General features: G+C 69.6%; 19 protein-coding genes. 10 read left to right on the top strand and 9 right to left on the bottom strand.

Annotation, left to right across the window (positions count from 1 at the left end):
* Positions 1–2 precede the first annotated feature (2 nt).
* Together NNI01S_RS00785 and NNI01S_RS00780 are read right to left on the bottom strand one after the other, a co-directional pair.
* On the bottom strand, positions 3–701 hold the full coding sequence (locus tag NNI01S_RS00785) for a DedA family protein (RefSeq protein ID WP_063016415.1): 699 nt from the start codon (positions 699–701) through the stop codon (positions 3–5).
* Between the two features lie 5 nt (positions 702–706).
* Positions 707–1363 carry a DedA family protein gene (locus NNI01S_RS00780; protein ID WP_084488365.1) on the bottom strand — a complete coding sequence of 219 codons (657 nt, stop codon included), beginning with the start codon at positions 1361–1363 and terminating at the stop codon, positions 707–709.
* Between the two features lie 299 nt (positions 1364–1662).
* On the opposite strand from NNI01S_RS00780, the gene fbaA reads away from it, so the two are divergent.
* Both fbaA and NNI01S_RS00770 read left to right on the top strand, forming a co-directional pair.
* Positions 1663–2697: a class II fructose-bisphosphate aldolase gene (gene fbaA, locus NNI01S_RS00775; RefSeq protein WP_063016411.1), complete on the top strand. Its 1035-nt coding sequence runs from the start codon at positions 1663–1665 to the stop codon at positions 2695–2697.
* Between the two features lie 31 nt (positions 2698–2728).
* Complete coding sequence (locus NNI01S_RS00770) at positions 2729–3847, top strand: BTAD domain-containing putative transcriptional regulator (RefSeq protein WP_063016410.1); 1119 nt, start codon at positions 2729–2731, stop codon at positions 3845–3847.
* Here NNI01S_RS00770 and NNI01S_RS00765 read toward each other — a convergent pair.
* The gene (locus NNI01S_RS00765; RefSeq protein WP_245675922.1) at positions 3844–4170 is read right to left on the bottom strand and encodes an excalibur calcium-binding domain-containing protein; all 327 of its coding nucleotides are present in this window, start codon (positions 4168–4170) and stop codon (positions 3844–3846) included. The two genes, NNI01S_RS00770 and NNI01S_RS00765, sit on opposite strands and share 4 nt — an antisense overlap.
* A 43-nt stretch (positions 4171–4213) precedes the next feature.
* Entirely contained in the window at positions 4214–4429 is a 216-nt protein-coding gene (locus tag NNI01S_RS36460) for an excalibur calcium-binding domain-containing protein (protein ID WP_084488364.1), read from the bottom strand.
* On the opposite strand from NNI01S_RS36460, the gene NNI01S_RS00760 reads away from it, so the two are divergent.
* A complete protein-coding gene (locus NNI01S_RS00760; RefSeq protein WP_063016406.1) occupies positions 4377–5843 on the top strand; it encodes a glycoside hydrolase family 183 protein in 1467 nt (488 codons plus the stop codon). The two genes, NNI01S_RS36460 and NNI01S_RS00760, sit on opposite strands and share 53 nt — an antisense overlap.
* A 10-nt stretch (positions 5844–5853) precedes the next feature.
* Here NNI01S_RS00760 and NNI01S_RS00755 read toward each other — a convergent pair whose 3' ends face one another.
* Together NNI01S_RS00755 and NNI01S_RS00750 are read right to left on the bottom strand one after the other, a co-directional pair.
* Complete coding sequence (locus tag NNI01S_RS00755) at positions 5854–6918, bottom strand: fused (3R)-hydroxyacyl-ACP dehydratase subunits HadA/HadB (RefSeq protein ID WP_063016808.1); 1065 nt, start codon at positions 6916–6918, stop codon at positions 5854–5856.
* 98 nt (positions 6919–7016) lie between these two features.
* On the bottom strand, positions 7017–7982 hold the full coding sequence (locus tag NNI01S_RS00750) for an Rv0361 family membrane protein (protein ID WP_084488345.1): 966 nt from the start codon (positions 7980–7982) through the stop codon (positions 7017–7019).
* A gap of 286 nt (positions 7983–8268) precedes the next feature.
* On the opposite strand from NNI01S_RS00750, the gene NNI01S_RS00745 reads away from it, so the two are divergent.
* The 4 genes from NNI01S_RS00745 (at position 8269) to NNI01S_RS00730 (ending at position 11214) form a co-directional block, all read left to right on the top strand.
* Positions 8269–8613 carry a hypothetical protein gene (locus NNI01S_RS00745; protein ID WP_157114536.1) on the top strand — a complete coding sequence of 115 codons (345 nt, stop codon included), beginning with the start codon at positions 8269–8271 and terminating at the stop codon, positions 8611–8613.
* A gap of 3 nt (positions 8614–8616) precedes the next feature.
* On the top strand, positions 8617–9150 hold the full coding sequence (locus NNI01S_RS00740) for a hypothetical protein (protein WP_063016402.1): 534 nt from the start codon (positions 8617–8619) through the stop codon (positions 9148–9150).
* Between the two features lie 411 nt (positions 9151–9561).
* Positions 9562–10005 carry a DUF3151 domain-containing protein gene (locus NNI01S_RS00735; protein WP_063016804.1) on the top strand — a complete coding sequence of 148 codons (444 nt, stop codon included), beginning with the start codon at positions 9562–9564 and terminating at the stop codon, positions 10003–10005.
* Between the two features lie 72 nt (positions 10006–10077).
* Positions 10078–11214 carry an FUSC family protein gene (locus NNI01S_RS00730; protein WP_174554344.1) on the top strand — a complete coding sequence of 379 codons (1137 nt, stop codon included), beginning with the start codon at positions 10078–10080 and terminating at the stop codon, positions 11212–11214.
* Positions 11215–11540: 326 nt separating this feature from the next.
* Here NNI01S_RS00730 and NNI01S_RS00725 read toward each other — a convergent pair whose 3' ends face one another.
* Positions 11541–12317: a site-2 protease family protein gene (locus NNI01S_RS00725; RefSeq protein WP_063016400.1), complete on the bottom strand. Its 777-nt coding sequence runs from the start codon at positions 12315–12317 to the stop codon at positions 11541–11543.
* Complete coding sequence (locus tag NNI01S_RS00720) at positions 12314–12973, bottom strand: hypothetical protein (RefSeq protein ID WP_245675921.1); 660 nt, start codon at positions 12971–12973, stop codon at positions 12314–12316. Before NNI01S_RS00720 ends, NNI01S_RS00725 begins: the two co-directional genes overlap by 4 nt.
* 281 nt (positions 12974–13254) lie before the next feature.
* Between NNI01S_RS00720 and NNI01S_RS00715 the strand changes: the two genes are divergently transcribed.
* The 3 genes from NNI01S_RS00715 to NNI01S_RS00705 all read left to right on the top strand — a co-directional run bounded on the left by NNI01S_RS00715 (position 13255) and on the right by NNI01S_RS00705 (position 17548).
* Positions 13255–14544: an adenylosuccinate synthase gene (locus NNI01S_RS00715; RefSeq protein WP_063016396.1), complete on the top strand. Its 1290-nt coding sequence runs from the start codon at positions 13255–13257 to the stop codon at positions 14542–14544.
* 116 nt (positions 14545–14660) lie between these two features.
* Positions 14661–17267, top strand: coding sequence for a helix-turn-helix transcriptional regulator (locus NNI01S_RS00710; RefSeq protein WP_063016394.1), 2607 nt, complete (start codon positions 14661–14663; stop codon positions 17265–17267).
* Positions 17264–17548, top strand: a complete 285-nt coding sequence (locus NNI01S_RS00705) for a hypothetical protein (RefSeq protein ID WP_063016392.1) — start codon at positions 17264–17266, stop codon at positions 17546–17548. Before NNI01S_RS00710 ends, NNI01S_RS00705 begins: the two co-directional genes overlap by 4 nt.
* A gap of 4 nt (positions 17549–17552) precedes the next feature.
* On the opposite strand, the gene NNI01S_RS00700 is transcribed toward NNI01S_RS00705, so the two are convergent.
* Entirely contained in the window at positions 17553–18389 is an 837-nt protein-coding gene (locus NNI01S_RS00700; protein ID WP_063016390.1) for an alpha/beta fold hydrolase, read from the bottom strand.
* Positions 18390–18524: the final 135 nt, after the last annotated feature.

The raw sequence follows: 18524 nt of genomic DNA, 5'->3' as shown, positions 1-18524 counted from the left end.
GATCAGCTCTCCGGTTCCAGCACCGCGCTCGGGGTGGTCTCCAATGCGAAGTCCTCGGCGGGCTGGGACATCTCCTGCCGGTAGTGCCGCACGCCGAGCGCCGTCCCGACGATCAAGCCCACCACCAGCGTGCCGATCACGATCGGCATCAGCCATTCCACGCGCTGCAGGAAGTTGCCCGCGTAGTACCCGATGAGCAGCAGCACCGGCGCCCAGACGATCGCGCCGACGGTGCTGGCCACGGTGAATTTGCGATGGTCCATGCGCGCGGCGCCCGCGACCGAGGGGCACAGGGTGCGCACCCAGGGGATCCACCGGGCGATCAGTACCGCGACGAACCCGTGCCGGTGCAGCAGTTCCGCGACGCGTTGCAGGTTGCGGACGTTGATGTATCTGCCGTTCTTGCGGGCGACCAGGTGTCGTCCGGTCCGGTGCCCGATCACATAGCCGACCTGATTGCCCGCGATGGCGGCGACCATCGCGCCCAGCGACAGCGCCCAGACGTGCGCCTCGCCCGAAGCATGCGACGCCATCACGATGCCCGCGGTGATGAGCATCGAGTCACCGGGCAGGAACAGCCCGAGGATCACCGCGCACTCGAGGAAGACGAAGGTCAACACCACTGCCCAGACGAGCGCTGGGCCCGCCGACAGCAGCGGATCGAAACTGCCCACGGCTAGGGGCGACGATTCGGTCGTCACCGGCTTCAGCGGGTGGGCTCGCTGGTCGAAGCGGTCAGCTCGCTCGTGACCGCGTCGTCCGCGGGCGCGTTGCGGCCCAGCAGCTTCTTCGCCACCGCCGTGATGCCGGGCAGGATCGACACGAAGACGATGAGCAGGAAGATCGCCTCGACGTGGTCCCGGATGAACGCGACGTTGCCGAGGAAGTATCCGAGCACCGTGACGCCGCCGCCCCACAGCAGCGCGCCGACGATGTCGAACGCGACGAACTTGCGGTAGTCCATCTTGGAGACACCGGCGAGCACCGGCATGAAGGTGCGCACGATCGGCACGAAGCGGGCCAGGATGATCGTCTTCGGCCCGTGCTTTTCGAAGAACTCGTGCGTTTGCGTCACGTAGTGCTTCTTGAAGAACCGGGTGTCCTCTTTGTGGAACAGGGCGGGCCCGATGGCCCGGCCGATCCAATACGCGCACTGGTCTCCCGCGAACGCGATCAGGACGACGGCGGGCACCAGCACCCAGATCGACACCGGCGGATTCGGCTGCGCGGCGAGCAGGCCACCGGTGAACAGCAACGAATCGCCGGGCAGGATCGGAAACAGCAGACCGGTCTCGATGAAGACGATGACCAGGATGGCCGGCAGCACCGCGTCCTTCAGCCACGTCTCCGTGAGCAGGTGCATCGGATCGAGCAACTCGGTCAGCGCGAGGTTGCTCGTCACCGATTCTGTCGCTGCCTGCAGAATCACGTGGCCTCCTGTCCCGATACGGCTGGCCTAGGATCGCTTGCCACCGCGTCGGAAGCTGCCAGCGCAAATTACCGGCCCCACAGTACCGGCTCCGCCTGAGAATGCTCGTGCTGTGCGCAAAATTACCGGTGCGTCAACTGCGCACTCCCTCCCTGCATACCAGGCGAAACACCGCTGCCTTAGGGTGAAGGCTGACAAAATAGGTCTTTGCCGCACAACACGGAGGTCTTACTGTGCCCATCGCGACTCCGGAGGTCTACGCCGAGATGCTCGGTCGGGCCAAAGCCAATTCCTTCGCCTTCCCGGCCATCAACTGCACGTCGTCGGAGACGGTCAACGCGGCCATCAAGGGCTTCGCGGACGCGGGCAGCGACGGCATCATCCAGTTCTCGACCGGCGGCGCGGAATTCGGCTCCGGCCAGGGTGTGAAGGACATGGTCACGGGCGCGGTGGCGCTGGCCGAGTTCGCGCACGTGGTCGCGGCCAAGTACGACGTGACCATCGCGCTGCACACCGACCACTGCCCGAAGGACAAGCTGGACAGCTTCGTCCGGCCGCTGCTGGCGATCTCCCAGGAGCGGGTCAACGCCGGCCAGAACCCGCTGTTCCAGTCGCACATGTGGGATGGCTCCGCGATTCCGATCGACGAGAACCTCGAGATCGCCAAGGAACTGCTGAAGGCCACGCACGCCGCGAACATCATTCTCGAGGTCGAGATCGGTGTCGTCGGCGGTGAGGAGGACGGCGTCGAGGCCGAGATCAACGAGAAGCTCTACACCTCGCCGGAGGACTTCGAGAAGACCATCGATGCGCTCGGCGCGGGTGAGAACGGCAAGTACCTGCTCGCGGCGACCTTCGGCAACGTGCACGGCGTGTACAAGCCGGGCAACGTCGTGCTCAAGCCCGAGGTGCTCGCCGAGGGCCAGCGCGTAGCGGCGGCCAAGCTCGGCCTCGGCGCCGACGCGCAGCCGTTCGACTTCGTCTTCCACGGCGGTTCCGGCTCGCTGAAGTCCGAGATCGAGGACTCGCTGCGCTTCGGCGTGGTGAAGATGAACGTCGACACCGACACCCAGTACGCGTTCACCCGGCCGGTCGCCGGGCACATGTTCGCCAACTACGACGGCGTGCTGAAGATCGACGGTGAAGTGGGCAACAAGAAGGCCTACGACCCGCGCAGCTACCTGAAGAAGGCCGAGGCGTCGATGGCGGCGCGCGTCGTCGAGGCGTGCAACGACCTGCACTCGGCCGGACGCTCGATCAGCGCCTGACCCTGATACACCCGTCAGGGGCCAGGTGCACATGAGTCTGGATGTGCGCGTGCTCGGGCCCGTGCGACTGCTCGTCGGTGGTGAACCGGTGGCGGTCGGCGGGCCCAAACCGCGAGCTCTGCTCGCCGCGCTCACGGTGAATCGGCGGCGCGCGGTGTCCTCGGCCGCGCTCGCCGATCTGGTGTGGAACGAGGATCCACCCGACTCCTATGCCGCCAGCCTGCAGGTTTTCGTCTCGAATATTCGTAAGGCGTTGCGGAATTCCGGAGTGGACCCGGCGACGGTGCTGCGCACGGAATCGTCGGGCTATCGGTTGGAGATCGACGAGACCGCTTGCGATCTGGGACGTTTCGAGGCGGCCCGGGAGGCGGGAGCTCGCGCCGCGGAGGCGGGCGATCACGCCGGGGCGGCGCAGCTGTTCGGCTCCGCGCTGCGCGAATGGACCGGCCGGGCGCTGGCCGATCTGGCCGGTCTGCAATTCGCCGACGGTTTCGCCACCGCCATGGACGAGGAGCGGCTGCTGGCCGCTTCGGCCCGGATCGATGCCGAGATCGCCTGTGGGCGGGCGTCTTCGGTGATCGGCGAGCTGGTCGGGATGACCAACGAACACCCGCTGCGCGAACCGCTGTGGGGCCAGCTGATCTCCGCGTTGTATCTGTCCGGACGTCAGGCGGACGCGCTGGAGGCGTGCCGGAAGGTGCGCGGTGTGCTCGCCGACGAGCTCGGCATCGACCCGGGCCCCGCACTGACCGATCTGGAGCAGCGCGTGCTGCGGCAGGAGCCGCTGAGCACAGTCGAGCTCCGGCAGGTCGAGCGGCTGGCCGCGGCGATGACCGAGACGGTCACCGAGGTGCCGCGCGCGGTGCGCAGCGGACAGCTGCGGATGCCGGACGGTCGCGTGGTGGCGATCGCCCAGGGTGGCCTGCGCATCGGCCGGATGACCGACAACGACTTGGTCCTGGAGGACCCGCGGGCCAGCCGCTACCACGCGCACATCATGCCGAGCCGCGCCGGCCTGCTCATCAAAGACCTGCATTCGGCCAACGGCGTCTTCGTCAACGAAGGCGCGATCGATAGCGGCGCGCTGCTGGCCGACGGCGATCAGATCCGGATCGGCGGCACGATCCTGGTCTTCCAGGCGCTGCGCTAGTCGCAGGCCACGCCGTTGCCGTCGCGGTCGAGTTGCGCGTTGAAGCCGGGCTGCCCGCGATACAGCGGCCCGGCGCCCTCCGCCCGCACCTGATCGCAATCGGTGTAGATCCTCGGCGACCGCTCGGCGGGCTCCTCGGGCCGCTCGCTGTCGCCCTTCGGACCCGACCGGTTGTGCGGGATCGCGTGGTCTTCGTGCGGTCCGGCGATCGCGACGGCCGGAGTCGGCAGGGCGGACGCCGCCTGCGGCAGCAGCGCGCTCGCTCCGGCCGCCAGCAGCGCCGCCCCGATCGCGGGCGCGACGCGGAGAACTGACTTGGTCACGCCTTCCATCCTGCTCCGCAATCGGCCGGTGCGCCGGTGCGATTCACTCGCAGGCGACGCCGTCGTTGTCCCGGTCCAGGTGCGTGGCGTACCCCGGCTTATCCGGCGTGTCGGTCTGGCGAAGTTCGAAAGGCGAACGGGGTAGGGTCGATCCGCTGGTTCGTGTTCGCAAGGATCGTGTCCGCAGGGGATTTCGAGGGGTTGCTATGGCGATGCGAATGGTGGCCGCCGTCGGCGCGCTGGTGATCGGCGCGGGCATGCTCGTCTATGCCGACGGCCCTGCCGCCGCCGCGCCGGAAGCGACCGGCGGCCTCGCGGGAGTGGGGCCGTGCGCGTCCGATCCGGTGGCGACGCACGAGCCGCTGGTGCCGAAAACGCTGGAGGTGCCGATTCCCTATCCGGTGATCACCGTGCTCCCGGCGAACGCGCCCGACCCTGCGCCGAAACGCACGCGGATGGAGCTACCGCCGGACCCCTGCGTCAATCCTTGCCCGGATCTCACCGATCTGCCCGGCGCGCCCCCGAGCCTCGCCGCTCAGCTCGGGATTCCGGAGATCCTGCTGAATCCCAAGCCGTTCCACTTCGCGATTCCCGGCCCCGGCCCGGATCCCGGCCAGGTGCCGCCCCCGCCCGCGCCGGTGCGGCCGCCGGTCGAACCCGCGGCGCAGTCGCCGGCCCGGCCCGCGCCCCGCCTGGGTCCCGCCCGCGAGGTGGCGAAGCTGACCGGCGCGAACTCGGTGAACCGCACCGACAAACGGTGGCAGGTGGACGGCACCGACCTCGGCATCATGTGGGAGAGCGCACCGGGCGAGATCGCGGCCGCGTTCGGCGACACCGTGGGGCGCGGCTTCCATCCACCCGGTGGCATGGGGCTGGATTGGCGCAGCAACGTCCTGGCCTTCAGCACCGATCGCGACCTCGCCGACGGGGTGACCTTCGACCACATGGTGACCGACGACCGCTGCCACGCCGCCGAGGTGCTCTCCAGCCGCAAGCTCGACAACGTCGAGGTCACCACCATCCCCACCTCGGGTTTCGCGCTCGGTGCGCGGCAGTACCTGAGCTACATGTCCATTCGGACCTGGAACAGCCTGCCCGGCACGTTCTTCACCAACTACGGCGGCATCGCCTACTCCGACGACCACGGGCAGACCTGGACGAAGGATCCGCACGCGCGCTGGGACAACATCTTCGGGCTGGCGAATTTCCAAGTGAGCGCGATGGTTCCGCACGGCGGGTATGTCTACATGTTCGGCACGCCCAACACCCGCCTCGGCGCGGTCGGCCTGGCCCGCGTACCGGAGGACCAGCTGCTCAACACGACCGCCTACCAGTACTGGCGCGACGGCGCGTGGACCCCCGTCGGCGGATTCGGCTCCGCCTCGCCGATCGTGGAAGGTCCCGCCGGTGAACTGTCCGTCCGCTACGACGCCGCCCGCGACATCTGGCAGATGAGCTATCTGGACACGACGAAGGCCGCCATCGTCGTGCGGGAGTCCGACACTCCGCAGGGTGTGTGGTCGGAGAGCACGCCGACGGTATCGGCGCTGAGCTATCCGGAGCTGTACGGCGGGTTCATCCATCCCTGGTCGTCCGGAACGGACTTCTACTTCACCCTGTCGACCTGGAGCGATTACAACGTGTACCTGATGCACTCGGTGGTCGAGGAGTGATCCGCTCGCGCTAGCGCAGCCGGACCTCGGCCAGCGCGCGACCGAACAGCTTGCGCCCGTCGGCGGAGCCGCTGAGCAGGATCGTGGCGGTGCGCGCGCTCGCGTCCAGCGACTTGATCCGTCCGGAGAAATCGACCGTGCTCGCCGCGTCGGCGGCGACGGGCACGAAGCCGGAGAACCGCACGCTGAACTTCTGGATGGCGGTCGGATCACCCAGCCACGCGGTGAGGTAGCCACCGGCCAAGCCCATGGTCAGCATGCCGTGCGCGACCACGGTCGGCAGGCCGGCCAGCTGCGCGGCGTGGTCGCTGAAGTGGATCGGGTTGGCGTCGCCGGACACGCCCGCGTAGTTCGCCAGGTCGCCGCGGGTCAGCCGGAAGGCGCCGTCGGGAAGCCGCTCGCCGGCGGCGACCTCGTCGAACGCGGGCAGGGTGTGCACGGTCGTGAACTCGTGCGCGTCCGGCTCGACCAGTGGACTGACGCCCAGCGACATCAGCGCGTCGTTGTGCGTGAGGTCGGCGGCCGCCTCGGGCTCCAAGGGGCGCCCGTGCATCATGATGTTCTCGACCACGTCGTTCAGGGAGGAGTCGACCTCGGCGCCGCGGCGCGCGACGATCGTGGTCGACCCGACGATGGCGACCTCGCCGTGCTGGTTGCTCAGCGAGAAGCGCACCACGATGAAGTCGTTGTCCCCGAACTGGCGGATCGACTCGATGACGATCTCGCTGCGCATCCGGTCGCCGGCCAGGATCGGCCGGTAGATCTCGAAGACCTGATCGGTCTGCAGGAACTGGGACAGGTCGTATTGGGTGAGCACCGAGTCCAGCAGCGCCCTGGTCGCGGTCATCCCGATCACCGAGGCGAAGGTCGGCGGCGCGATGATCCCGGGATACCCGAGCGCGCGTGCGTCGGCTTCGCGCTGATGCGCCGCGTGGTGGTTCTGCACCGCGCGGGCGAACTCCCGCACTTTCTCCCTGCCGACCTCGTAATGGTCACGCACCCGGAATCGCTGTCCGGCCTGCGTCGCCGGAACGACATCGATATCCGGCCGCGCCATCGTCTGCTCCCTGCTCATGATCCGGGCCATGCTACTGCGGTACCGGACCATTGACCAGGTGTGTGTGACGGGCGCGACCGGCATCGATGTTCATCGGCTATCGCGTGGCTGGGTGGTTACTGGGTGCTACCGGGCGGGTCGCAGACCTTCCATCCGTCGTCGGTGCGCTGCAGATCGAAGGTGCGTGCGGACCGCTTCGCCGGATCGGCTTCGGTGTACACCGTGGCCTGTGCGATAGCCGTGCCGTCGGTGATGCGGATGGCGTCGATGCTGTCCACCACCGGAATGGTTTTGCGCTCCACGGACTGCTTGTGCACGCCGGCGAACTGGTCGCTCGGGATGCCCTGGTAGAAGTCGTGCAGCGGCCCGCACGTGGCGGATCGCAAAGCATCCAGGTCACCGGTCTTCAGTGCCTCGGTGTAGCTGGTGATGGCGCTGCGCACCTGCGCTTCGGGTGAGTCGTCGCCGGACATCGTGACGAGCGCCACGACCACCGCGACGAGCGCGAGCACCGCCGCACCCGCGACCCCCAGCACGACCAGACGTCGATTGGGCCGGGCGGGGCCGGTGGCGGACGCGCCGGCGCCGGGCTGCGGGGCCGGGGGGATCCGCTGCGGCGGCGCGACAGGCCTGGTCTGCGGCGCGCGGGGACCCGCCATCGACTGCGCGGGCACCGTCTGCTGGACGTCCGCGGGCGACGGAGCGGTAGCCACCTGGCGCGGCCGGTCCTGAGGGCGCTGCGGCGACGGGCGGGTCTCCTCGACTCCCGGTCCGTGCTGCGGCGGCGCGGAGGGGCCGTGCGGGCCGGGCTGCTTCGGGCCGGCCGCCGGACGGGGCGTGCTCGGCGGCTTCGTGACCGGAACCGGTCCCGCCGGTGGCGTGACCACGCGATCGGTCCCCGGCCTGCCGCCGTCGGCGGGGCGCTGGACGGGGAGCGCGACGGTCTTCGCGTCGTCCCGGCCGACCACGGGCATCGCCATCGTCACGTCGTCCGAACCGGGCGGGTTCTGCTGAGCGCCGGATTCGGCGGTCTTCTCCGGCGCGGGAGCCGCTGGTCCGGCCGGGGGCTGCGGCCTGCGCATCACGACCGTCGCCGATTCACCGCCCGGCGGGACCGCCGCGGAGCTGGTGGGCCCGCCGGGTGCAGTGGAGTCATCTGCCCCACCAGGCCCCGCCTTCTTCGCGGCGGCGCCGGCCGCGGGGGCCGGTCCGGATTTCGCTTCGGACTTCGGCGCTGCCTTGCCCTGGGCGGATTTTCCTGATTGCGGCGCAGCGTCTTTCGAAGCGGAGTTGTTCGAAACGGACCCGCTCGCGGGAGCCGTGCCCGGCGCGGAACCGGACGGCGTCTGATCCCGTTTGATCACCACGGTGCGCGCTTCGCCCGGCTGGTTCGGTGCGGAACCGGGCTTCGACGCACCGCCGGTCTCCGGCTGCTTCGGTGCGGACTTGCGGTCGATCTGGACTGTCTCCGCATCGGCGTTCGTGGGCCGGTTCGGTTCGGCCGTGCCCGCGCTGGAGCGCGCCGGTTCGCCGCCCTTGCCCGCCGGGGCGTTCGCCCGGCCGGGACCCGCCGGTCCGGACGGTGCCGCGCTCTTGGCGCCGGGCGCGCTCGAAGCGGCCGATCCGGAGGGTGGCGGCGGGTTCTGGCCGCCTTTGGGTTGGGTGGCCGGTCGGCCCGCCTGGGGCTGCGCGGAAGCAGGGGCGTTCGGATGACCGGTGCGGCCCGCCGCCGAACCGGGCGCGCCGCCCGCGGGTCTCGGCGCCGAACTCGGCGACGGAGCTTTCGCGCCGGGGGCGGGGCCCGCGGGTCTCGGCGCCGGACTCGGCGACGGAACTTTCGCGCCGGGGGCGGGGCCGGACGGCGATGTGCCCTTGGCGCTCGTGTCGCCGGTCGCGGTCGACTCAGCCGGGGTCCCGGCCGCCGGAGGGTTCGCGGGCGCAGGTCGCGCGGCCGGGCTTGTGCGGTTGTCGGGGGTGACGGGCTTCGCGCCGCCGGGGGTTGCGGGCTGCGCGGAACTGGCGATCTTCGGAGTGCCTGCCGCCGGTGCGGAGGTACCGGCGCTCGTGGCGGAGGCCGGTGAGTTCGTCTTGCCCGCCGGGCCGTTCGCCGGTTTCCCGCCCGCCGTGTTCGGCGGCGCGTCAGCGCCCTTGGCCGGGGCCGGACCGCCGCCCTGGCTCGCGGGCGCTTGTTTCGGGCCCGCGGCTCCCGGCGCGCTGGGAACCGGACCGCGGGTGCCCGCGGCTGCCTGAGAACTCGCCGCCGACGCGTCCGTTCCCGAGGCGGTGTTGCCGGTTCCGGATGTGGCGTTCGGCTGTTGCGGCTTGGCGATACGTTCGGTGGGCGCGGCGGATGCCGCCGGGCCGCCCTTGCCTGCGGCCGGGAGGTGTTCCGTGGCGGCGCCGGGGCGTGCGCCGGCCCCGGCTGCGTCGGCCGGTTCGGCGCTGTTCCGCGCCGGATTCTTCTCGTCGTTCGGGTCGGACACGCACACCCCTCGTCAAAGCGGAACTGTTTGAACTCGACGGCCAGCCTAATGGTCGCCGCCCGGCGAGGTCCGGCATCAGTCCACGTCGAACCGAACGGACGCCGAGCCAGTCTCGCGAGGACGCGCACGAGCGCAGCCGCCTGACGAGCAAACCGTCGTGCGGTGCAGAATGAACCGCATGACCTCGTTCGGTGACCTGCTCGGCCCACAGCCGGTACTGCTACCCGAAATCTCCGACGCCGAGGACGCGCTGCTCGACAACGTCGATCCGGTGCGCGTCGCGGCGGAGTATCCCGCCGCCTCGATCGCCTGGGCGCACCTCGCCGAGGCGGCGCTGACCCGGGGCGAAGCCCAGGACGAGGCGATCAACCACGACATCGTCGCGGCGTACGCGTTCGCCCGCACCGGCTACCACCGCGGGTTGGACCTGCTGCGCCGCAACGGCTGGAAGGGCTTCGGTCCCGTGCCGTGGAGCCACGAACCCAATCGCGGCTTCCTGCGCAGCGTCGGCGCGCTGGCTCGCGCCGCCAAGGTGATCGGCGAGACCGACGAGTACGCCCGCTGCCTCGACCTGCTGGAAGACTGCGACCCCAGAGCGGCCGCGGAGCTCGGCCTCGACTGAGTCGTAGTGATCGGTGCAGCGCGTAGCGATTCGATGAGCGATGGTGTCCGGGCGAGGGGTGCGTTCGACCCGATGTCCCGGGTGAGCGTGGCCCGCGCCAGCGGTATGGCGAGGTTGCGTACCTCGTGGGCGCGGCTGCGCCGGTCGGCGCTGCCGATCATCCAGTGTTCGGTCGGCGCCGCGCTGGCCTGGTTCCTGGCGCATCACGTCATCGGTCACGCGCTGCCGTTCTTCGCGCCGACCGCCGCCGTGGTGTCGATGGGCATCTCCTTCGGCGCGCGGCTGCGTCGCTCGGTGGAGCTGGTGGTCGGGGTCGCGGTCGGCATCGGCATCGGCGACCTGTTCATCTCCCGCGCAGGCACCGGCGTGTGGCAGATCGCGCTGGTGGTCGCGGTCGCCATGGCGGCGGCGGTGTTCCTGGACGGCGGTTCGGTCATCACCGTGCAGGCGGCCGGGTCCGCCGTGCTGGTCGCGACGTTGCTCCCGCCGTCGGCGGGCGGCGGGCTGTCCCGCATGATCGACGCCTTGGTGGGCGGTCTGGTCGGCGTGTTGGTGGTCGCCGCGATTCCCCTGCATCCCGTGCGCAGGGCGCGGTCGCTGGCCGCGGACATTCTCGGCGTGATGGGAAGATCGATCACCGAGTGCGCCGACGGACTGCTCGAGCAGGATCCGGAGAAGCTGCACCACGCGCTCACCGCGATGCGCGCCACCCAGCCGCAGATCGACTCCTTGCGCGCCACCCTGGAGGGCGGCCGCGAGATCAGCCGGATCTCGCCGCTGTACTGGAACTCCCGGCCTCGCCTCGAACGGATCAGGGCCACGGCCGACCCGCTGGACAACGCCATTCGCAACACCCGAGTCCTGTTGCGACGCTCGCTGACTCTCGTGCGCGACGACGAAATCCTCGACCCGGGTTTGATCGACGAGGTGGAGCGCCTCGGCCAAGCCGTGGACGTGGTGCGCCGGATGATGCTGGCCGACCCGGGCGAGCAGCCCGACCGCGCCGAGGCGGCCCGCGTACTGCGCTCCGTGGCCAAGGGCGCGCGCCCGGAACTGGTAACCGGCGCAGGACTTTCGGCGCACGTCGTCTTCGCGCAGGTGCGTTCGACGCTGGTAGACCTGATGCAGGTGTGCGGCGTGCAACGTATCTCGGCGATTGCCCTGCTGCCGCCGACGGTCAAGAACCCCTACGTGCAGCCCGAGGTCTGAACCCTTACTACTCAGCGGTATTCGGACATTCGGGCCGGCCACGTGGTCGGCGCCCGGCGCGGCGCGTCGATAGTTCGATCTTCGGGTAGTCCGCTACTCGCGTTCCGCGCGGTCCTCCGCCATAGCTTTGCCCTGTGACCGCGAGTCGCGGGGTATCGCGGTCGACCACTTCGCACGTGGACGAAAAGGACCCTCGGCCAAGGGGTGTGATGGCCGAGGGCGGGGCGGATCGGAAGCGGGCGAAGAAGCGGGGCCGTCCGGCCGACCCGGCCTGGCGGCCCCGCGCCATGCGCAGATCATCGACCGTAGGCGCGGATCCCCGCGGTTCACGTCCAGAATCGGGTCAGGTAGCCGCCGTAGCGCGACCAACTCGACGGCACACCGGACAGTTCGAACAGCGCGTACACCGCGTCGAAGAACACTTCGTTGATCGCGGGGGTGAACAGCAGCGCGAACAGGATCAGCATGCCGAACGGCTTGAACTGATCGAGCGAGCGTCTGGTCTGGTAGCTCAGGGACGGCTCGACGATGCCGTAGCCGTCCAGTCCCGGCAGCGGGATCAGGTTCAGCAGCGCCGCGGTGATCTGCAGGAACGCAAGGAAACTGACGCCGAACCAGAACGCGGGATGGGCGCTGGAGCTGCCGAGGATACGGACCGTCACCAGGAGCAGCACCGCGCACAGCGCGTTCACGGCGGGCCCGGCGCCGCTGATGATCCGTTGCGTACGCGGCGCGACATTGTGCGTGTGCACGTAGACCGCCCCGCCCGGCAGGCCGATCCCGCCGAGCGCGATGAACACCATCGGCAGCACGATCGACAGCAGAGGATGGCTGTACTTCAACGGGTTGAGCGTCAGATAGCCGCGCAACTCGACCTCGCGATCGCCCGCGCGCCACGCGGTGTAGGCGTGCGCGAACTCGTGCAGGCACAGCGACACCACCCAGCCGGCCACCACGAAGACGAACACCCCGGCCTTGGCCCTGGTCGAGTCCAGCGGCGCGTCCCAGGCCAGCGCCCCGCCCACCGCGGTGGCCGCGACCACGAGCAGGAACACCGGACTCGGCCGCACCGCGCGCGACCTGCGATGGATCGGAACGCTCATCGCACCAGCAGCCACGGTTCGTGATGGCGGTAGAAACTCGAACGCGGCACCGGCCGATCGGCCTGGACGCCGTCCCTGGTCACGATCGCGCCGGGCGTGCCGAGCTGCGCCGCTCGCCCCTCCACCCAGCGCCGCTTGCGGAAGCCTCTGCGCACGCTCGCCCGCACGCCGGGCGGTTCCAGGCACGGCGAGACGAGCATGGCCGTCACTCTCCCGGAGAACAGCAGCGTGTCGTCGACGTACGCTTCGCCCTCCAGCTTCTCGCCTTGGACGCCGGTGATCACCGCTCGCCCCGCGAGCACCTTGCCGGTGTCGTCGCGCACCAGCGGCGTCTCTACGGCGCGGCCTTCGATGGCCCGCTTGGCGGCGGCGTTACCGGTGCCGGTCTGGTAGGCGCGCGAGGCGTAGGTCCGCTCGACCGGCACGTAGCCGATCTCCACGTGCAGGCGTTCGGTGCGCATCAGGTGGGTGAGCACAGCGGCCAAGGCAGCGTCCTCGCCCAGCACGATCAGCCGGGGCAGGCTGTCGGCGGCCAGCACGGGAAGCAGCTCGTCGATCACGGCGGAATCGGGGATGGCGGCCGTTTGAGTGGTCGGCAGTGCCGCGAGCGCGATGGGTACGGGTGCGCCGTCGCAGCGGAGAACATGGGTACTCAAGCTGCCGTACACCCTCCTCGGTTCGAGCCGACACCGTCGGGCCCCTCGCCATCGTGGCCGAACCCGCCTGCGGCTCGTCCGTGCACACCGGGCTGCCGCTCGGCGTGCCGTGCAACCATAGCCCTGCCCGGCCGGGGCCACACGGTTGTCGAGCCTACGACGAGATCCGCTGCGATGCCGCTCCGGACGGGTCGGCTAGACTGTGCTTCCGGCCACCGCCTCAGTACGGCAGGTAGCTGCAACACACCAGTGTTGCCTGTCGAACCGTAGGAGACACGACCATGCCGGCAATCGTCCTGATCGGCGCCCAGTGGGGCGACGAGGGGAAGGGCAAAGCAACCGATCTGCTCGGTGGTCGGGTGAACTGGGTGGTCCGTTACCAAGGCGGCAACAACGCCGGTCACACCGTCGTATTGCCCAACGGTGACAATTTCGCGCTGCACCTGATCCCCTCCGGCATCCTGACCCCCGGCGTGACGAACGTCATCGGCAACGGCGTCGTCGTGGATCCCGGCGTGCTGCTCGCCGAGCTGGCGGGGCTGGAAGAGCGCGGCGTCGACACCACCGGTCTGTTGCTCTCGGCCGACGCGCACCTGATCATGCCGTACCACGTGGCCATCGATAAGGTCACCGAGCGCTTCCTCGGCAACAAGAAGATCGGCACCACCGGCCGCGGCATCGGGCCGTGCTACCAGGACAAGGTCGCCCGCGTCGGCGTGCGCGTCGCGGACGTGCTGGACGAGAAGATCCTCACCCAGAAGGTCGAGGCGGCGCTGGAGTTCAAGAACCAGGTGCTGGTCAAGATCTACAACCGCCGCGCGCTGGATCCGCAGCAGGTGGTCGACGAGGTGCTGACGCAGGCCGACAGCTTCAAGCATCGGATCGCCGACACCCGGCTGAAGCTGAACCTGGCACTCGAGCGCGGCGAGACGGTGCTGCTGGAGGGCTCACAGGGCACGCTGCTGGATGTCGACCACGGCACCTATCCGTACGTCACTTCGTCGAACCCGACCTCGGGCGGCGCGGCGGTCGGCGCGGGCATCGGCCCCAACCGGATCAACACGGTGCTCGGCATCCTGAAGTGCTACACCACCCGGGTCGGCTCCGGCCCGTTCCCGACCGAGTTGTTCGACGAGTCGGGCGCCTACCTGGCCAAGACCGGCGGCGAGGTCGGCGTCACCACCGGTCGTGCCCGCCGCTGCGGCTGGTTCGACGCCGTGATCGCGCGCTACGCGACCCGGGTCAACGGCATCACCGACTACTTCCTGACCAAACTGGACGTTCTATCCAGTCTGGACACGGTGCCGATCTGCGTCGCCTACGAGATCGACGGCGAGCGGGTCGAGCAGATGCCGACCACACAGACCGAATTCCATCACGCAAAGCCCATTTTCGAGCAAATGCCCGGTTGGTGGGAAGACATCTCCGGCGCGCGCACCTTCGAGGAGCTGCCCGCCAACGCCCAGGCGTACGTGTTGCGTTTGGAGGAACTCTCCGGCGCCCGTATTTCCTGCATCGGTGTGGGGCCGGGGCGCGATCAGACCATCGTCCGGCACGACGTCCTCGGCTAGAACCTGTTCGAATTCTGCGCGGGCCAGCGAAAATTCGGCGGTATCACCGAAAATTGGCCACATCTATCGTGCTCGCTCGGCTTCGATCATGATCGGTGAAGAACTACAGTTAGAGCATGGCTCGGAACTGGCCGATGATCGAGCGCGAGAGCGAATTCGAGGCGATCCGTGCGGCGCTGACCGGTCCGGAGCACGTCGGCGTGGTGCTGACCGGCGATGCGGGGGTGGGTAAGACCACCCTGGCCAGGCATGCCACCTCCGCGATCGGCGGCAACGTCCGCTGGGTGGCGGGCACCGAGTCGGCGCGCAGCATTCCCCTGGGGGTCTTCGCGCATATGGTCGGCGTCTACACCGCGCACGATCCGGTCACCTTCATGTCGGCGGCGCGCGAGGCGTTGCTCGCCGACGGCGACACGGTTATCGGCGTGGACGACGCGCACCTGCTCGACCAGCTCTCCGCCACGCTGCTGCTGCAACTGGCCATCGATAAGGCCGCGCATATCGTGGTGACCGTGCGCAGCGGAGTGCCGGTGCCGGACGCGGTCACCTCACTGTGGAAAGACGGTCACCTGACTCGCATCGATCTGCGCCCGTTCACCCAGAGCCAGAGCGTGGAGCTGGTGGAATCGATGCTCGGCGGGCAACTCGAAGGGTTCACCGCCAATCTGATGTGGGAGTCCTCCGCCGGAAACGCGTTGTTCCTGCGGCATTTGGTCGAGGGCGCGCTGGAGGCGGGCACGCTGCGCCAGGTCAACGGCGTGTGGCAGCTGCGCGGGCGCGCGGCGGTGACCTCGGAGCTGGCCGCGCTGCTGGAGGACCGGGTCGAGCAACTACCCGAGCCGGTGCTGCGGGTGCTCGAACTGTTGACCTTCTGTGAGCCGATCGATCTCGACGTCCTGGCCGAATTGGCCGGCGAGGACGCGGTGGAGGCCGCCGAAACGCGCGGGGTGATCCGGGTCGTGGAGAATTCCCGAGATCTGATCGTCCGTTACAACCACCCGCTGTTCGGTGAGGTGATCCGGCGCAGGCTCGGGATCGCCTCGGCGCGGCGGCTGCGCGGCAGATTGTATTCGTCGCTGAAGGAGCGCCGGATAAATTCCGCCGCCGACCGTATCCGGCTGGCGGAATTAGCGCTCGACAGTGATAAATCCGCGGATCTGGAATTGTTCGAGGCGGCCGCGGCCGACGCGATCGGATTGGCGAATCTGCCGCTGGGCGAGCGCTTCGCCCGCGCCGCGGTGGAGCGGCGCGGCGGCGTGGAGGCCGCCGACCTGCTGGCGCGCGCGCTGCTGTGGCAGGGGCATCGGATCGAGGCCGAGCGCACCCTGGCCAGCTTCGACCCCGACCAGCTCGACGAGGTGCAGCTGGCGCGCTGGGGCAGCACCCGGGTGGCGAACCTGTTGTGGGCAATGGGCGACGCCGATCGCGCCGACGAGGTGTTGAAGCTGGTGCGCGGGAAGGTGCGGCATCCGAAGATCGCGGCCATCTTCACCGGTCTGGCATCCGCGAGTCTGGTCAACGAGAACCGGGTCGACGACGCGATCGCCGAGGCGGAGGCGGTGATGTCCGTCGACGGCGCACCGCCGTGGGCGATGTGGTGGGCCGCGTTCGGCGGCAGCCTGGCGTCGGCGTTGCTGGGCAAGGCCGAGGCGGCCAGGCAGTACGCCGCGCGCGGGCACGAGGTGGAAAAGCACATCGACGGGCTCAACCGCTTCATGTCCACGCACGCCGAGGTGCTCGCCTTGACCTTCGCCGGCGATCTGGAGGCCGCCCGGCGCTGCGCCGGGGCGTTCGTCGGCTATTCCGCGCCGGGCCAGTATTTGGCCTGGGGCATGTCGAAGATCCTGCAGGGCACCGTCGACGTGGCGCAGGGACGGTTCCTGGACGGCATCGAGAATCTGGAACAGGCGTTGGCCGCGCTGGCCGCGGAGGGCGCGGCCGCCTGGATGTTTCCCGCGAGAATTCGCTTGGCGGAGGCGTATTCGGCGCTCGGCCGGGCCGCCGAGGCCGCCGAGTCGATCGCGCACGCCACCGCGCGGGGCGGCAGGCACAGCGCGGTGTACGAACCGCAGCTGGAAGTGGCCCGCGCGTGGCTGTCCGCCGCCGAAGGAACCGTGACCCCGGCCATCCGGATCGCGGTGGGCGCCGCCGACGCGGCCGCACGCTCACATCAGCACGCGATCGAGGCCATGGCGCTGCACACCGCCGCCCGCTTCGGCGATCACTCCGTCTCCGGACGGCTGGCGGAGCTGGCCGGCCGGGTGGAAGGGCGGCTGGTGCAGGCGCAGGCGCGGCACGCGGTGGCGCTCGCCGCCCACGACGGACCCGAGCTGGACGCGGTCGCAGCCGAATTCGAGCGCCTCGGGGTGCTGCTGTCGGCCGCCGACGCCGCGGCGCAGGCCGCGTCGGCGCACGAGCGGACCGGCGACCGGCGCCGGTTGCTGGAGTCCGCCGCCGCGGCCAACCGGCTCGCCGCCGCCTGCGGCGGAGCGAGCACCCCTGCGCTGCGGCAGGCCGCGCAGCCCCTGCCGTTGACCGCGCGGGAACGCGAGATCGCGAATCTCGTCGCCGCGGGCCTGTCCAATCGACAGATCGCCGACCGGCTCACGGTCTCCGTGCGCACCGTCGAGGGCCACCTCTACCGGGCCTGCATCAAGATGGACGTCACCGATCGCGAGTCCCTCGGAGCGCTGATGCGCGGTGAGTCCGGGAGCGGCGGATGACCCTGCGACCGGTCGCGGTGATCTGTGCGCTGGCAGCAGGAATGGTCCTGGCAGCCGGGTGCTCGGACGGGCAGCCGCAACCGGTCACGAGTTCGGCGCGTCCCTCGGCGACCATCCCGTCGAAGACCGAGACGACTCAGGAGCGTAACGCGCGGATCAGGCAGAAGCTGATCGAACTCGGCTGCTCGACGAACGCCTGCATCCAGACGTACTTCGGCTGCGAGGACGGCTACATCACGGGCGATGCGTGCGAATTCTTCCGCACGCATCCCCTGCGCTGAGCGGCTACCCGGCGGCCTGCTCCGCGCCGGTGAGGAACGAACCGGCGACGGGGGCGAGCAGCCCGATGTTCGGATTGTGGCTGAGCCCGGGAATCTCATGGAAAGCAGCGTCGGGAAGTACCGCGGCGGCGGCGCGGGCGCCCTTCCGGAGCAGTGCGTCGGATTTGCCACCGGCGATGACCAGCGTGGGAACGCCGACTCCGGACCAGTCCTCGGGTCGCAGCGGCTCGCCGCGCATGAAGTCGCGCATCACGGCCCAGTCGTGGGCGGTGGAGGGTGCGGTGGCGCACAAGTCTTTCCAGAAGGGAGTGAATCGCATGACCGCGGTCATCACCCGCGGCATTCCCATGGCTTTGGTCATGTAGAACCGAACGGTGTCGCCGCGGGAATCCGCGGCGATCAGTTCGTGCAGCCGCGCTTCCAGGCCGGTCTCCGGCACGAACCCCGTCCGATCGATCACGAAAGGCGGCTCGAACGCGACGATCTTCGTGATGCCCTTCACTCGCCCGGACTCGGCGGCTCGTAGTGCGAGCGCGGCGCCCGAGGACCAACCGAACAACGTCGCCGTACCGCCCGCGGCCTCGAGCACGGCGGCGATGTCATCGATCTCGCGGTCGACGTCGTAGACGCCGGGCGAATCCGTGCTGTCGCCGCGGCCACGTCGGTCGTAGTTGAGCACGGTCAACTGGTGCTGCTCGGCGAGTGCGGCGGCCAACTCGACCATCTTGGGGAACTTCCGAAAACCGAAGGCGCCGCCGATCAGGATCACGACTCCGTTGTCACCGCCGACGTGCCGATCGAACGCGATCACGGTGCCATCGGCCGATGTCACAGTCTCCATGGTCTGCTCACTTTCGTTCCGGATCGGCGGGCGCTGCCGATGTCTCGCTCATAGGGACGAAGCGAACTACGCGAATTCATCGGACTGTTGGCGGATCCGTCACTCGAGAGCAGGACCTCGTGTCGGGTGGGTGCC

It is taken from the genome of Nocardia niwae NBRC 108934 = DSM 45340 (genome assembly GCF_001613465.1).
Classification (GTDB): domain Bacteria; phylum Actinomycetota; class Actinomycetes; order Mycobacteriales; family Mycobacteriaceae; genus Nocardia; species Nocardia niwae.
Note: the sequence above shows the minus strand (reverse complement) of the source record. Positions and strands in the feature narration are given on the sequence as shown.